Genomic DNA, 14,442 nt, shown 5'->3' with positions numbered 1-14,442 from the left:
AATCGCTTGGCAGGCGCAGCCCTGATCGGGCATGCTGCTGCCGGGTGATATCGGTCCACATGTGCAACTCCGTCTTTCTTCGCAAAATCGACAGAACCACAAGTAACTGATATCACTCAAATTATTTATCGGTCAGGCTCTGAGAGCGCGACGTCACCCTCGTTAAGTCGTTTAAACGTGTGTCTTCCAAACGGGTTTTCAGAGAGGAAAACGGGCCTCTGGCTACGACTTGCCCGCGGAATTTCTATTTTCACAATTACTTTGCCGTTAATTACGTGCTCGGTAACGTGATCGTCTTCCAGAATGTTTACACTAACCTTCTGGCGGTTATTCAGGTTATTGAATAGATCCTTTCGAATCTTATCTACATCGCGAACCCCTAAGATCGCAAACTTATCGCCGATCTCCTTAAGACCCAAAAGTACGATGCCACCGTGGGTATTTGCGAAGGAACTATATGTTGGCCAAAAGTCCTTTGGTAATTCTCCATGCCCATCTTTGCCAACGCCGGACTTACACTCGATAGAAGAGTTCTCGCGCAGGATGATTAAATCTTCTTCGCTCTCGAGCCGCAGCATTCAATTACTTGCCTCTGTGGTCCGTATCGCCTTTGGGTGACATCTTTCCTTGTTTACACCTTCTTACGGGGAAGAAATAGTCACGGGCCTGACAACGCTATACCAACCTTGACGTACACCTTGATGTCCAAGCCGGAGACCTAGCATACACCTTGTAGTCTGAACTCGGATTTACAATTTTAGGCATGATATCCGCCGCCATACACATCATGGTACCCGGTTTCCAATCACGCTGGAACCTTCTTCGAATGTCCGCCTTCGCAGCGAGATGGTAAGGTACTCTCACCCGCAGAGAAGGTCTACCTCCGCCCATCCGGTGAATTCGCTGCATTTCGAATGAGTGTCTGCTCTCGGAAGACAGTCTCAACTCGTCGAACGACCGATTAGGAGGCGCAAGGCGGAGGATGTCCGGGAGATAAGGGATTTCGCAGTCTACCCGCACCCCTCTGATCGCTGCCGCAAGGTGGATTGGATCCCCGCACGAGGCGGGGACGACCGCCGAGGGTGTGACAACCCCTCGCCTCCCCTCTGCCGTCATCCCATGGCTCGACCACTTCCGACCTTGGTGGATCCATGCCGATACGTTTCCGCGAGGGATGGGCTCCCCGAATGGACCGGTCACGGCATGGATTGCAGGGTCAGGCCCTGCAATGACGGAGGTGATCGTTTTGCCTCACGCACATTGCGGTGTTGCAACGTCGTGGTAGATGACTGCTCCGAGCCTGACTTGACCGATGCGGTGTTGCGCACGACTGTCGGACTTTGAGAATCATTGTGGTGAGATCAAACTGATGAAATTGCTGACGCCAAGCATTGATCACATCCCCGAGTATGTCTCGGCTCTTCAAAGAGGCTGGTCTCCAGACAACTTGCGTCCTGAAGCGGCACAAGAGCAAGTCGCGTTCATATCGAAAGATGCCGCTACGTTCGTGTCAAATCTCGACAACCCGACTGCAAAGGGTGGTCCCATTACCTTGCCAGACGGCTCGAAAGTGCCTCGATTGCCGAGTATCCGCAGGTGGATATGGGATCGAGAGTTTTGCGGCCACATAGGTTTACGATGGAAACCTGGGACCGAGGACTTGCCGCCGACGTGTTCCGGCCACATCGGGTATGCGATCGTGCCCTGGCGAAGAGGAGAAGGGTTGGCGTCTGCTGCGCTCGTCGCCGTTTTGCCGGAAGCAAAATCGGTTGGATTGAAGCACGTTGAGATCACGACCAGCCCTGACAATCCGGCGTCCGTACGTGTCATCGAAAAGGCGGGCGGCACGTTTGTCAGACGCTATACTGCGGACAAAGCTCTTGGCGGACACGAGACGATCGAGTTCAAAATCGCGCTGACGTAGCGGACGATTTCCGGGAGGTAAGCTGCGGGTTTTGCGGCGCTGCCCGCACCCCTCTGGCCGCTGCCGCAAGGTGGACTGGATCCCCGCACAAGGCGGGGATGACCGGCGTGGGTGAGAGGTGGGCGTTTGTGTTCCCGGCCCGCCGCACGTCAGATTGTCAGACCAGGCAGCCCAAGAGTTCGGCCTCGGAGATCAGGCCGACAGGGGCGTTGCCGTCGGCGACAAGGACCGGGCCGGAAGCTTCCTGTTTCATGCGGATGACCTCGCGCAGGGGCGTTCCGGGGGCGCAGGAGGGCGCGCCGGCGGGCGGTACCGTACCGTTGAGCTCCACCATGACATCGCGGGCGCGCAGGACGTTGAGCGGGTTCATGTGACCGACGAAATCCGCCACATAGGGTGTTGCCGGCTTGCGCACGATCTGCTGCGGTGTGCCGAGCTGGATCACGCGGCCGCCTTCCATGATGGCGATCCTTGAGCCGATCTTGGCGGCCTCGTCGAGATCGTGACTGACGAAGATGATGGTGCGGTTGAGGCTCTTTTGCAGGTCGAGCAATTCGTCCTGAAGCCGGTCGCGAATGAGCGGATCGAGCGCGGAGAACGGCTCGTCCATCAAGAGGATCGGCGCTTCCGTCGCAAACGCCCGGGCCAGGCCAACGCGCTGCTGCATGCCGCCGGACAGTTCATGAACGTATTTCTCGCCCCAGCCATCTAGGCCTACGAGCTTGAGCTGGTCGTTGACCCGGTCGCGTCGTTCCCTGGGCGTGACGCCGGAGAGCTCCAGGCCAAAGCCGACGTTCTCTGTCACCGTGCGCCAGGGCAGCAGGGCAAATTGCTGGAACACCATGGCAATGCGCGAGCGGCGCAGCTGACGCAGTTCGTCGGGCGTACAGCTTTCCGGATTGCACATCATGTCGCCGTCGTCCACCTCGACAGAGCCCCGGATCACCGGGTTGAGGCCATTGACGGCGCGTAGCAGCGTGGACTTGCCCGAGCCGGACAGCCCCATGAGCACGATCACCTCGCCCTCGTTGATGTCGAAGGTGGCACCGGCGACGCCGAGGATCTGTCCGGTTTCGGACTGGATCTCGTCGCGGCTCCTGCCCTGATCGATCAGGGGCAGCGCGCTTTCCGGATTGTCGCCGAAAACGATATCGACGTCCTTGAAAGAGACAATCGGCTTGGGGGTCACGTTGGTCTGCGTCATCACTTCGCCCCCTGGCCGTCGTTTGTCTGGAAGAAACGGTCGAGAATGATGGCGATCAAGACGATGGCGACGCCAACTTCAAAGCCCTTGGCGATGTCCGCCCGGCCCAGGGCCCGGACAATCTCGGTGCCAAGACCCGGCGCGCCGACCATGCCGGCGATCACCACCATCGACAGGGACAGCATGATGGTCTGGGTCAGACCCGCCATGATCTGCGGCAGGGCATAGGGCAGCTCGATCTTCCACAGGATCTGGGACTTGGTGGCGCCAAAGGCATGACCGGCTTCCAGCAGATGGGTCGGTGTCGAGGACACGCCAAGCTGGGTCAGTCGGATCGGCGCGGGAACGGCGAAAATAACTGTTGCCACAAGACCCGGCACCATGCCGAGACCGAAGAGGATCAGCGCCGGGATCAGATAGACGAAGGTCGGGATCGTCTGCATCATGTCGAGGATCGGGCGCATGAAGAGATAAAGCTTGGGGCGGTGCGCTGCCGCAACGCCGACGGGCACACCAATGACCACGCAGACGAAGGTGGCGGCCACGACCAGGGCCAGCGTTTCCATCGTCTCTTCCCAGTAGCCCTGGTTGATGATGAAGAGCAGGCTGACGGCGACGAATACAGGAAAGGAGAGGGACCGGCGGACGGCGTAGGCAAGAGCGGCGACAACGGCCACAACGACCAGGGGGTGCGGCGCCAGCAGGATCCAGAGAATGCCATCGATCATGGTTTCGAGAGCAAGGGAAATGCCGTCGAACAGCCAATAGGCGTTGTCGGTCAGCCAGTCGACCAGCGTCTTGGCGAACTTCCCGATCGGGATCTTGTTGTCAGTCAGCCAGTCCAAATTCAGCCCCCGTTTTAGCTTGGTCCTGATACAGTTGCGCCGGGGACGGGCCCCGGCGCAACATGTTGTTGGTGATTAGAGACCCAGCGCGCCCTTGACGGCTGCGAAGGAGTCGCCTCCATCAACGGTCTTGACGCCTTTCAGCCAGCCTTCGAAGGTGGCCGGATGGGTCTTGAGCCAGGCCTTGGCCGCATCCGTCGGCTCTTCGCCGTCGTTGAGGATCGCGCCCATGATCTCGTTTTCCATGGCCAGCGAGAACTCAAGGTTCTCCAAGAGCTTGCCGACGTTCGGGCATTCGGCAACATAACCGGCGCGGACATTGGTGTGCACGGTGGCACCACCGTAGTTCGGGCCGAAGAAATCATCACCACCATCGAGATAGGCCATCTCGAAGTTCGCGTTCATCGGATGCGGCTCCCAGCCGAGGAAGACCACGTCCTGGTCACGCTTTTCGGAGCGGGCGACCTGGGCCAGCATGCCCTGCTCGGAAGATTCCACGACTTCAAAACCGTCGAGGCCGAAAGCGTTGGCGTCGATCATGTCGATGATCAGGCGGTTGCCGTCATTGCCAGCTTCAATGCCGTAGATCTTGCCGTCGAGTTCGTCCTTGAACTTGGCGATGTCGGCAAAGCTCTTGAGGCCCTTGTCGTAGGTGTATTTCGGCACGGCGAGCGTGTATTTCGCGCCTTCCAGATTGGTCCGGACCGTCTCCACGGACCCGTCTTCACGGTAAGCGGCAATGTCGCCCTCCATGGTAGGCATCCAGTTGCCGAGAAACACGTCGATGTCCTTGTTCTTCAGCGACGCGTAAGTCACCGGAACGGACAGGATCTTGGTTTCGGTCTCGTAGCCCAGCGCCTCAAGCACAGTGGTTGTGGCGGCAGTGGTGGCCGTGATGTCTGTCCAACCGACATCCGAGAAGCGGACCGTCTTGCAGCTGTCGGGTTCGGCAGCTGCAGCTGCGCCTGCCATCAGGACAGACAGCGCAACACCGCCGGCGAGCTTGGCAAAAAGGTTCATGGAAACGTCCTCCGTTATTGACTTCGCGACATGATTAGCAGGCACCCGGCACGACACAACAGTTCTGCGGCTGAATTGTCGCTCGATGACACCTACTGAAAAATCCCTATGCGACCAAAAGAAACATTATGCGTTCATCTTTGCAAGTTTTCATTGATTGAACGTTCAATTAAAAATAATAAGAAAAAGAACTGGAGATGCAGATGCCGAAGATCGGAATGGAAGCTGAGCGCCGCAGAACGCTGATCGCAGCCACGGTCGACGCGATCCATGAGAACGGCTTTTCAGACGTAACTGTGGCTCAGATCGCCAAGCGTGCCGGTGTCTCAAGTGGCCTTGCACTGCATTATTTCGGCAGCAAGGACCAGCTTCTGGCAGCGACCATGCGGCATCTTCTCAAGGATCTGGGAGACGGCATCCGCGAGCGGCTGTCGGGCGCGCGCAATCCGCGCGAGCGGATCTCCGCGATCATCGACGGCAACTTCGCACCGGGACAGTTTCGCGAGGCCGTGATTGCCGCCTGGCTTGCCTTCTATGCCCAGTCGCGCACCACCCAGAGCAACAAGCGGCTGCTGCAAATCTATTCCGGTCGCCTGACCTCGAACCTGACCTACAACCTGCGTCACTTCATGCCGCGGGAAGATGCAAGGCAGGTTGCCGAAGGCACCGCCTCCATGATCGACGGCGTCTGGATCCGGCAGGCCCTGCGCGACGGCCCGAGCGATGCCGCCTGGGCCATCGGCATGGTCGAGGCTTATGTCGAAACACAGATCAAGTACCACCATGACATGAGCGCCCTGCGCAAAGTCACAAAAGTGAATGCCCTGCAATGACCCCAGAGTTCGACTTCATCATCGTCGGCGCAGGATCGGCTGGCTGCGCGCTGGCTTATCGCCTGTCTGAAAATCCCGATGTACGGGTTCTCGTGCTCGAGTTCGGCGGCACGGACGCTGGCCCGTTCATCCAGATGCCGGCCGCCCTGTCCTATCCGATGAACATGTCCCGTTACGACTGGGGCTATGAAAGCGAGCCGGAACCGCACCTTGGAGGCCGCCGCCTTGCCACCCCGCGCGGCAAAGTGCTCGGCGGCTCTTCGTCAATCAACGGCATGGTCTATGTGCGCGGTCACGCGTGCGACTTCGACACTTGGGAAGAAATGGGCGCCGCAGGCTGGGGCTATCACCATGTCCTGCCCTACTATCAGCGCCTTGAAACCAGCCATGGTGGCCAGGCCGGCTGGCGCGGCACTTCGGGGCCCTTGCATGTCACGCGCGGGACCAAGTGGAATCCGCTCTATGACGCGTTCAAGTCTGCCGGCGAACAGGCCGGCTATGGTGTGACCCCGGATTACAACGGAGAGCGGCAGGAAGGTTTTTCCGACATGGAAATGACCGTCCACAAGGGGCGACGCTGGTCAGCCGCCAATGCCTACCTCAGACCCGCGCTGAAGCGCGGCAACGTCGAACTCATCAAAGGCGCTTTGGTGCGACGGGTGCTCTTCGACGGCAAGCGTGCGATTGGTGTCGAGTTCGAGACCGGCGGCGAAATTATGACCGCCAAGGCCCGACGCGAAGTCGTTCTGGCCGCCTCTTCCATCAACTCTCCCAAGATCCTGATGCAGTCAGGCATCGGTGCAGCCAGCCATCTGGCGGAACACGGTATCGAGGTCATTGCAGACCGACCGGGCGTCGGGGCGAACCTTCAGGATCATCTGGAACTCTATATCCAGCAGGCCTGCATCCAGCCGATCACGCTCTACAAGCACTGGAACATATTCTCCAAGGCCATGATCGGTCTGCAATGGCTGCTTCAGGGCAAAGGCCTCGGCGCCTCCAACCACTTCGAGGCATCAGCCTTCATCCGTTCAAAGGCCGGCATCAAATATCCGGACATCCAGTATCACTTCCTGCCCTTCGCAGTCCGATATGACGGCAAGGCGGCGGCGGAAGGCCATGGCTTCCAGGCTCACGTTGGGCCGATGCGCTCGAAATCGCGCGGCAGGGTGTCTCTGACCTCTGCCGATCCCAGAGCCAAGCCGTCGATCCTCTTCAACTACATGTCCCACGAAGACGACTGGGCGGACTTCAGAACCGCTATCCGCCTGACACGAGAAATCTTCGGCCAGGAAGCATTCGCCCCCTATCGTGGCAAGGAAATCCAGCCCGGCGATGCGGTCCAGAGTGATGACGAGTTGAACGATTTCATTCGTGAGCACGTTGAGAGCGCCTATCATCCGAGCGGCACTTGCCGCATGGGCGCTGCCGACGACACCATGGCTGTGGTAGACCCGCACTGCCGGGTCATAGGCGTGGAAGGTCTGAGAGTTGCGGACAGTTCGATTTTTCCGCAAATCACAAACGGGAATCTCAACGCACCGTCGATCCTGGTCGGTGAGAAGGCCGCAGACCACCTCTTGGGCAAGGACGCTCTTCCTGCGTCGAACCAGCAGCCATGGATCCATCCCGAATGGGAAACGAGCCAGAGATAATGATGGCCGGAGTGCATGTTCCGGCTTCCTACAGACGACGTCAGAGCGAAAGACACACGATGCGCGCGCAACCCAAAGCCTCACACTATATCGGCGGCCGCTATGTGGAGAGCCCGGAGGGACATCCGTTCCCGTCCATCTACCCGGCGACCGGCGAGGCAATCGCCTCGTTGAACAGCGCCGATGCGAAGACCGTCGAGGCTGCGGTTGCCGCAGCCGTTGAAGGTCAGAAGATCTGGGCGGCCACACCGCCCGCCGAGCGCGGCCGCGTTCTGCGCAAGGCGGCAGACATCCTTCGCGAACGCAACCGCGCGCTGTCCGAACTGGAAACACTCGACACGGGCAAGCCCTTGCAGGAAACGCTTGTGGCCGATGCCGCCTCGGGCGCCGACTGCCTCGAATACTATGGTGGGCTGGCCGCAACGCTGACGGGCGAGCACATCGATCTCGGCGGCTCTTTCGCCTTTACCAAGCGCGAACCTCTGGGTGTCTGTGTCGGCATCGGCGCCTGGAACTACCCGATCCAGATCGCCTGCTGGAAGGCGGCCCCTGCCCTCGTCTGTGGCAACGCGATGGTGTTCAAACCGTCCGAAGTGACCCCTCTCAGCGCCCTGCAGTTTGCCGAGATCCTGACGGAAGCCGGTCTGCCCGACGGCGTCTTCAACGTGATCCAGGGCTTTGGCGAGGTTGGTGCCCAGCTCATTGCCCATCCGCAGGTCGCCAAGGTCTCTCTGACGGGGTCCGTGCCGACGGGTTCGAAGGTTGCCTCGCTTGCGGGTGAGCATCTGAAGAAGGCGACGCTGGAACTGGGTGGAAAGTCACCCCTGATCGTCTTTGACGATGCCGACGTCGACAATGCCGTCTCTGCAGCGATCAACGCCAACTTCTATTCCACCGGCCAGATCTGTTCGAACGGAACACGCGTCTTCGTACACACGGCGATCAAGGACAAGTTCCTGGACCGGCTTGCAGAGCGCACCGCCAATGCCGTGCTCGGCGACCCGATGGATGAAGCAACGAGCATCGGCCCGCTTGTCTCAAAACCGCAGCTCGACAAGGTGCTGGGTTACATGGAGATCGGAAAGCAGGAAGGCGCGCGGCTTGTCTGCGGTGGTGGCAGTGCCGACGTGGCTGCTCTGCCGGATGGTTTCTTCGTTCAACCAACGGCCTTTGCAGACGTCAAGGACAGCATGCGCATTGCCCGTGAAGAGATCTTTGGACCGGTTATGTGCGTTCTGGACTTTGACGACGAGGATGATGTCATTGCGCGCGCCAATGACACGGAGTTCGGTCTTGCCGCCGGCGTCTTCACCAAGGACATCCAGCGCGCCCATCGGGTCATCGACCAGCTTGAAGCCGGCACATGCTGGATCAACACCTACAATCTGACGCCGATTGAAATGCCTTTTGGTGGCTACAAGAAATCGGGCATCGGCCGCGAAAACGGTCACGCGGCGATCGAGTACTACAGCCAGGTCAAAAGCGTTTACGTGGAGATGGGCGACGTCGAAGCAGCATTCTGATCCCCTGCCCGTCCTATAAAAAGCTCGCACGGGCGGCCTTGTCGTTTATAAGCGTCGCCCATGCGTGATCTTGATGTTCTGATTGTTGGTGCCGGTGCTGCCGGGTTGATGTGCGCCATTGAAGCGGCCAAACGCGGACGGCGAGTGCTTGTGGTTGACCACGCCCGCAAAGCCGCGGAGAAAATCCGCATCTCCGGCGGTGGCCGCTGCAATTTTACCAACCTCCATTGCACGCCAGCCAACTACCTGTCCCAGAACCCCCGCTTTTGCGTGTCTGCCCTGAAACGCTATACCCAGCAGGACTTCCTGCAGATGGTGGAGCGCCACCGCATTTCCTGGCACGAGAAAACGCTCGGCCAGCTCTTTTGCGATGACAGTGCCCAGAACATCATCGACATGCTGCTCAATGAGTTGTCCAAAGCAGGAGGCAAGCTCCAGCTGGAAACATCGGTTTCTTCAGTGGCGAAAACCGACAGCGGCTTTCAGGTCAAGACCAGTCATGAGCTGGTCCACTCAAAGGCTGTCGTGATCGCGACCGGCGGCCCTTCCATTCCGAAGATGGGCGCGAGCGGCTTTGGCTATGATGTTGCCCGACAGTTCGGACTGGAGATTGTTCCACCCCGCGCGGCGCTTGTGCCGCTGACCTTCTCGGACGCCAACAAGGAACTTTGCAAGCGGCTTGCCGGCGTTTCGGTCGACGCTCTGGTTTCTTTCGGCAAGACGTCATTTCGAGAGGGACTGTTGTTCACTCATCGCGGTCTGTCCGGCCCCTCGATCTTGCAGATTTCATCGTACTGGCAAGAAGGCAAGCCGATCACCGTCGACCTGTCTCCAACACGGGATGCGTTCGACGCCTTCCGGACCGCACGTACGGAAAGCCCCAAGCAGGATCTGAAGACCGTTCTTGGTCAACTCCTGCCGAACCGCCTCGCGGATGAATTGTCCAAGGAGTTTGGATTGAAGGGACGGTTGGCCGATCTCTCCGACAAGGTCCTCCGCCGGGCTGGCGAGGCGATCAACCGCTGGCAGCTGACGCCCGTGGGCACCGAGGGCTACCGCACGGCCGAGGTGACACTCGGCGGCGTCAGCACCAAGGAGCTGTCCTCAAAAACCTTCGAAGCGAGCAAGGTGCCTGGGCTCTATTTCATCGGCGAAGTTGTCGACGTGACGGGGCATCTGGGTGGCTTCAATTTTCAATGGGCCTGGTCGTCGGGGCATGCCTGCGGTCAGGCGGTCTAGCCAAGTTCATTGCGGCCTTTCGCTGCCCTGCAACATAATTTGATGCACGCTCCTCATCCCACGCTATACTGGGGGCCGGATGGGAGAGCGCATGCAGCGGGTAACAATTCATCATGTGGCCGAAAAGGCAGGCGTCAGCCTGGCGACGGTCGACCGGGTTCTGAACAACCGGCCGGGAGTTCGTGCAGCGACAATCGAAAAGGTTCAGAATGCGGTTCGCACGCTGAACTACACGCCTGACGTCTTTGCGGCCAATCTCGCCAAGAAGCGTAATTACCGTCTGCACTTCCTCATTCCAAACGGCCCCAATGCCTTCATGGAAGACCTCACCCGCGAGGCCGTCGCCCATGCCGCGACCCTGGAACGGGAACGGGTCAGCGTTCACATCGAGCCCATCGACGCCTTTGACGGCCACAGAGTAACGGGGACACTGGCGATCCTGGACAAGTCGGTCTGTGATGGCGTTGCCGTCGTGGCACCCTCCTTTCCCGAGGTACGCGCGGCCATCGACCGCCTGCAGGACCGCGGCGTTCATGTTGTGACCCTGGTCTCGGATCACCCGGCCTCCAGCCGCCCGCATTTCGTCGGCATCGACAACCTCGCCGCGGGCCGCGTCGCGGGTCGGCTGCTTGGCCGTTTTCTGCCTCGCCAGCCGGCCAAGATCGGCCTGATAGCCGGCTCCCTGGGGCTGCGCGATCATGCAGACCGATATGCCGGCCTCAAGGAAGTGCTGTCGTCGGAGTTCCCGCATCTTGAAACGCTCAAGGTGCGCGAAGGACGCGATGACAATACGCGCACCCGGGACATCGTCGGAAAGCTGCTTGAAGACCATCCCGACCTTTCAGCGCTCTACAACATTGGCGCCGGCAACCGCGGCGTGATCGCAGCACTGGAAAAGGACGACCGCGGTTCGCAACTTACCTTCATCGGCCATGAACTGACGCCTTACACCCGCGAAGCCCTGATCTCGGGCACCATGGATGCCCTGATCGCCCAGGATCCCGGTCACGAAATACGCAGTGCCATTCGAGTGCTCAAGGCGCTTTGTGATGGTGCGCCGATCGTTGAGGGCCAGGAGCGCATCGGCATCGACATTTTCCTGAAAGACAACCTGCCGGATTTGGCCTAGGGTTCCATCAACACACCCAGAAGATGCATCATGACGAGGGGAATCCGGCTTGGGAGGGCCGACCCTCGCCGGGAGGAGACCACAAATGAGTAACGCACCTCAGGCGATTCAGAATCCGGTTCTTTCCGGGTTTAATCCAGACCCTTCGATCTGCCGCGCTGGTGACGATTACTACATCGCGACCTCGACCTTCGAGTGGTATCCCGGTGTCCAGATCCACCATTCACGGGATCTGGTGCACTGGCGGCTCGTGACCCGTCCCTTGTCCCGCGAAAGCCAGTTGGACATGCGCGGCAACCCGGACAGTTGCGGTATCTGGGCTCCCTGTTTGACCCATGCGGATGGACAGTTCTGGCTTGTCTACACGGACGTGAAGCGCAACGCAGGCAGCTTCAAGGACGCCCACAATTACATTGTCACAGCGCCTGACATTGCGGGACCATGGTCGGATCCGGTCTATGCGAACTCCTCCGGCTTCGACCCTTCGCTCTTTCACGACGACGATGGTCGCAAGTGGTTCGTGAACATGATCTGGGATCACCGCAAGGAGCCGACACCCTTTGCCGGGATCCTGCTGCAGGAATTCGACCCGCAGGCAGGCAAACTCGTCGGCCCGATCAAGAACATCTTCAAGGGCACGGACCGCGGGCTGGTCGAGGGACCGCATCTCTACAAGCGGGACGGCTGGTATTACCTTTTGACCGCGGAAGGCGGCACCGGCTACCGGCATGCGGTCACGCTCGCGCGTTCCAAGCGGCTCACCGGCCCCTATGAGGTCCATCCGGACAAGCATGTTGTCTCTTCCCTGACCTTTCCCGACGCACCGCTCCAGCGCGCAGGCCATGGCGACCTTGTCGAAACCCAGGATGGAGAGACCTACCTGGTTCACCTGATGGGTCGGCCTGTTCCAGGTCTCAGCCGCTGCCCCATGGGACGGGAGACCTCGATCCAGAAGTGCGAGTGGGGCGAAGATGGCTGGTTGCGGCTGTCAGGCGAAAACCTTCGACCTCAGGAGACTGTCGCAGCGCCCAACCTGCCTCCGCATCCGTTCGAGCCGGAGCCCGACCGGCACGACTTCGACGAACCGGATCTGCCGATGGCGTTCCAATGGCTGCGCTCGCCTCGTCCCGAACGTCTGTTTTCCCTAAGCGAACGGCCTGGGCATCTGCGCCTGTTCGGACGCGAATCCATCGGCAGTTATTTCGAGCAGGCCCTGGTGGCAAGGCGGCAGACGGACTTCAACTATGTTGCCGAAACATCGGTAGACTTCCAGCCGAAGACCTCACAACAGACCGCGGGACTGATCGCCTACTATGGACGTTATCAGTTCTTTCAGTTGGCGATTTGTCAGGATGAGACGCCCGGACGCTGCCTGACAATCATGGCCTGCCCAGGCGACTACCCTGCCGGCAATCTCTCCTTCCCCCTCGACGCGCCCGTACCACTCGAAACGGACGGCCCCGTCCGCATGAAGATCGAGGTAAAGGATCTCGCCTTGAGGTTTTTCTACACGGAAGGTGGAGCAGACTGGCGCCGAATCGGTCCGATTTTCGATGCCAGCCTTTTGTCGGATGAGGCCGGAAAGGGTGAACACGGCAATTTCACCGGGGCATTTGTCGGCATGCAGGCCATGGACGGCAGCGGTACAGGTCATCCGGCCGACTTTGATTTTTTCACTTACACGAGGATGCCTTAGCGGTAAGTTTGCGCCGCAACATGCGGGAATCATGAGCTTCTTTCGGAAATCCAGACGCAAAAACTCAATTATTATCGTTGACGGCCTATACCTTAGACCTCATATCTATAAGCATGCGCCTGACACAACAAACCAATTATGCGGTTCGTGCACTGATGTACTGTGCAGCGAACCCAGAGCGTCCGAGCAAGGTTGCCGATATTGCAGCCAGCTTCGACATGTCCGAAACTCATCTGTTCAAGATCATGAAGGTCCTCGTCGACGCCAACCTGATCCGCACCATCCGCGGACGCAATGGCGGCGTGATGCTGGCCCGCGAGCCCGAGACCATGACGGTCGGCGAAGTTGTCCGCGCCGCGGAGGAGAGCTTTCTCCTGGCCGAGTGCTTCGACTCAGGCCGCAAGGACTGCCCTTTGATCACCTCCTGCGGTTTCAACGGCATTCTTCACGAAGCGCTGGAAGCCTTCATGGACGTGCTCGACACAAAAACAATTGCCGATCTTTCCGAAGACCGCCCGAATTTGAGAAATCTGCTCAAGATCGACGAAATCGACCAGAAAGTCGCTGCCGCAAGCTGATTATCGCGAACTTGTTCGGCACTTCAAAGCGGCCGAGGCCTGTCAGGCGCCTCAGCCCTTTAACGACGAACAGAATCAGATTGACATATGCGCATAAAAAAACCCGCCAACTGGCGGGTTTTTTGTTTCTTGCGCAGGGAATGTCCCCGCGACTTGTGCATCAACCTCCATTGATGCGCGAAGAGAGGAATATCTGGCTGGCTCACCGCTGAGGGAGAGGAGAGGGCGGTTGGCTTGCCGGACATTCTAGCTCTTCAGCTACCCAACGCAGAGATTCAGAGGACGCGATTTCCGAACCGCTGCAGATCAGGCATTGCCTTGATACTTAAACTTGAGTATTTGTGTCAAGTAATTTTCTTGAGCCAATCACTCAAGTTTATAACGCCTCTAAACTACTGTAATCACGGGCCGTATCAATGCACACTTCGAAGATCCGCCGCGACAAGCTTACCATCGCAGCTCCGCAGAAGGTTCCCTCCCCCTCGGGAGAACGCCGGGAGCAGCAACTCGACACAAAAACCCTGTTCAAAGGTGCCCGTGAGCTGAAAATCCAGCACAACTCGGAAACCTACAGGCTGACCATCACCAAACTTGGCAAACTCATTCTGACCAAATGACTTGAAGGCGCGCGCCATGAGACATCTCCCGATCCGCCTTCACTCCCGAATGGTCATTACAGCCCGGCACATCCCCGGTCTGGCAGTTGCCTTGGCCCTCAGCCTTGCCAGTGGCTATGCCTTTGCCTTTCCCGTGATGGCTGGCGCAGGCTGACCCTTCACGAGGCTGCACTGAATGC

At 59.1% G+C, this 14,442-nt stretch carries 14 protein-coding genes; 10 read left to right on the top strand and 4 right to left on the bottom strand.

All coding sequences use genetic code 11. The features are described 5' to 3' along the window. Window positions 1-125: 125 nt before the first annotated feature. Window positions 126-578, bottom strand: a complete 453-nt coding sequence (locus ABJZ52_RS14875) for an ATP-binding protein (protein WP_348189072.1) — start codon at window positions 576-578, stop codon at window positions 126-128. 734 nt (window positions 579-1,312) lie between these two features. Here ABJZ52_RS14875 and ABJZ52_RS14870 point away from each other — a divergent pair. Further along, window positions 1,313-1,924 carry a GNAT family N-acetyltransferase gene (locus tag ABJZ52_RS14870; protein WP_348189070.1) on the top strand — a complete coding sequence of 204 codons (612 nt, stop codon included), beginning with the start codon at window positions 1,313-1,315 and terminating at the stop codon, window positions 1,922-1,924. A 157-nt stretch (window positions 1,925-2,081) separates the two neighbouring features. Here ABJZ52_RS14870 and choV read toward each other — a convergent pair whose 3' ends face one another. The 3 genes from choV to ABJZ52_RS14855 form a co-directional block, all read right to left on the bottom strand. Next, window positions 2,082-3,128, bottom strand: coding sequence for a choline ABC transporter ATP-binding protein (choV, locus tag ABJZ52_RS14865; RefSeq protein ID WP_348189068.1), 1,047 nt, complete (start codon window positions 3,126-3,128; stop codon window positions 2,082-2,084). Continuing rightward, window positions 3,128-3,973 (bottom strand): choline ABC transporter permease subunit, encoded by an 846-nt coding sequence (gene choW / locus ABJZ52_RS14860; RefSeq protein WP_348189066.1) that lies wholly within the window; start codon window positions 3,971-3,973, stop codon window positions 3,128-3,130. Before choW ends, choV begins: the two co-directional genes overlap by 1 nt. A gap of 75 nt (window positions 3,974-4,048) precedes the next feature. After that, a complete protein-coding gene (locus tag ABJZ52_RS14855; protein WP_348189064.1) occupies window positions 4,049-4,993 on the bottom strand; it encodes a choline ABC transporter substrate-binding protein in 945 nt (314 codons plus the stop codon). A gap of 203 nt (window positions 4,994-5,196) precedes the next feature. On the opposite strand from ABJZ52_RS14855, the gene betI reads away from it, so the two are divergent. From betI to ABJZ52_RS14810, 9 genes are all read left to right on the top strand, one after another. Continuing rightward, on the top strand, window positions 5,197-5,826 hold the full coding sequence (gene betI / locus ABJZ52_RS14850) for a transcriptional regulator BetI (protein ID WP_348189062.1): 630 nt from the start codon (window positions 5,197-5,199) through the stop codon (window positions 5,824-5,826). Further along, on the top strand, window positions 5,823-7,481 hold the full coding sequence (gene betA, locus ABJZ52_RS14845) for a choline dehydrogenase (RefSeq protein WP_348189060.1): 1,659 nt from the start codon (window positions 5,823-5,825) through the stop codon (window positions 7,479-7,481). Before betI ends, betA begins: the two co-directional genes overlap by 4 nt. Window positions 7,482-7,540: 59 nt before the next feature. After that, window positions 7,541-9,004 (top strand): betaine-aldehyde dehydrogenase, encoded by a 1,464-nt coding sequence (gene betB / locus ABJZ52_RS14840; protein WP_348189058.1) that lies wholly within the window; start codon window positions 7,541-7,543, stop codon window positions 9,002-9,004. 60 nt (window positions 9,005-9,064) lie between these two features. Further along, window positions 9,065-10,243 (top strand): NAD(P)/FAD-dependent oxidoreductase, encoded by a 1,179-nt coding sequence (locus ABJZ52_RS14835; protein ID WP_348189056.1) that lies wholly within the window; start codon window positions 9,065-9,067, stop codon window positions 10,241-10,243. 91 nt (window positions 10,244-10,334) lie between these two features. After that, window positions 10,335-11,372 (top strand): LacI family DNA-binding transcriptional regulator, encoded by a 1,038-nt coding sequence (locus tag ABJZ52_RS14830; RefSeq protein WP_348189054.1) that lies wholly within the window; start codon window positions 10,335-10,337, stop codon window positions 11,370-11,372. A gap of 85 nt (window positions 11,373-11,457) precedes the next feature. Continuing rightward, window positions 11,458-13,068, top strand: a complete 1,611-nt coding sequence (locus tag ABJZ52_RS14825) for a glycoside hydrolase family 43 protein (protein WP_348189052.1) — start codon at window positions 11,458-11,460, stop codon at window positions 13,066-13,068. Between the two features lie 113 nt (window positions 13,069-13,181). Then, entirely contained in the window at window positions 13,182-13,646 is a 465-nt protein-coding gene (rirA, locus tag ABJZ52_RS14820) for an iron-responsive transcriptional regulator RirA (RefSeq protein WP_348189050.1), read from the top strand. A 416-nt stretch (window positions 13,647-14,062) separates the two neighbouring features. Continuing rightward, window positions 14,063-14,263, top strand: coding sequence for a hemin uptake protein HemP (locus ABJZ52_RS14815; protein ID WP_348189048.1), 201 nt, complete (start codon window positions 14,063-14,065; stop codon window positions 14,261-14,263). A gap of 16 nt (window positions 14,264-14,279) precedes the next feature. Further along, window positions 14,280-14,417, top strand: a complete 138-nt coding sequence (locus ABJZ52_RS14810) for a hypothetical protein (protein ID WP_348189046.1) — start codon at window positions 14,280-14,282, stop codon at window positions 14,415-14,417. Window positions 14,418-14,442 lie beyond the last annotated feature (25 nt).

Origin of the sequence: Roseibium sp. (assembly GCF_039982295.1) — a bacterium.
Classification (GTDB): domain Bacteria; phylum Pseudomonadota; class Alphaproteobacteria; order Rhizobiales; family Stappiaceae; genus Roseibium.
The sequence above is the reverse complement of the archived record's forward strand: the minus strand, read 5'-3'. Positions and strand labels throughout refer to the sequence as shown.

Coding starts and splice junctions, on each gene's coding strand:
- ABJZ52_RS14825 (WP_348189052.1), top strand. CDS start 11,458: ATGAGTAACGCACCTCAGGCGATTCAGAATCCGGTTCTTTCCGGGTTT.
- ABJZ52_RS14875 (WP_348189072.1), bottom strand. CDS start 578: ATGCTGCGGCTCGAGAGCGAAGAAGATTTAATCATCCTGCGCGAGAAC.
- ABJZ52_RS14810 (WP_348189046.1), top strand. CDS start 14,280: ATGAGACATCTCCCGATCCGCCTTCACTCCCGAATGGTCATTACAGCC.
- ABJZ52_RS14855 (WP_348189064.1), bottom strand. CDS start 4,993: ATGAACCTTTTTGCCAAGCTCGCCGGCGGTGTTGCGCTGTCTGTCCTG.
- betB (WP_348189058.1), top strand. CDS start 7,541: ATGCGCGCGCAACCCAAAGCCTCACACTATATCGGCGGCCGCTATGTG.
- ABJZ52_RS14830 (WP_348189054.1), top strand. CDS start 10,335: ATGCAGCGGGTAACAATTCATCATGTGGCCGAAAAGGCAGGCGTCAGC.
- ABJZ52_RS14815 (WP_348189048.1), top strand. CDS start 14,063: ATGCACACTTCGAAGATCCGCCGCGACAAGCTTACCATCGCAGCTCCG.
- ABJZ52_RS14870 (WP_348189070.1), top strand. CDS start 1,313: ATGCGGTGTTGCGCACGACTGTCGGACTTTGAGAATCATTGTGGTGAG.
- ABJZ52_RS14835 (WP_348189056.1), top strand. CDS start 9,065: ATGCGTGATCTTGATGTTCTGATTGTTGGTGCCGGTGCTGCCGGGTTG.
- betI (WP_348189062.1), top strand. CDS start 5,197: ATGCCGAAGATCGGAATGGAAGCTGAGCGCCGCAGAACGCTGATCGCA.
- betA (WP_348189060.1), top strand. CDS start 5,823: ATGACCCCAGAGTTCGACTTCATCATCGTCGGCGCAGGATCGGCTGGC.
- choV (WP_348189068.1), bottom strand. CDS start 3,128: ATGACGCAGACCAACGTGACCCCCAAGCCGATTGTCTCTTTCAAGGAC.
- rirA (WP_348189050.1), top strand. CDS start 13,182: ATGCGCCTGACACAACAAACCAATTATGCGGTTCGTGCACTGATGTAC.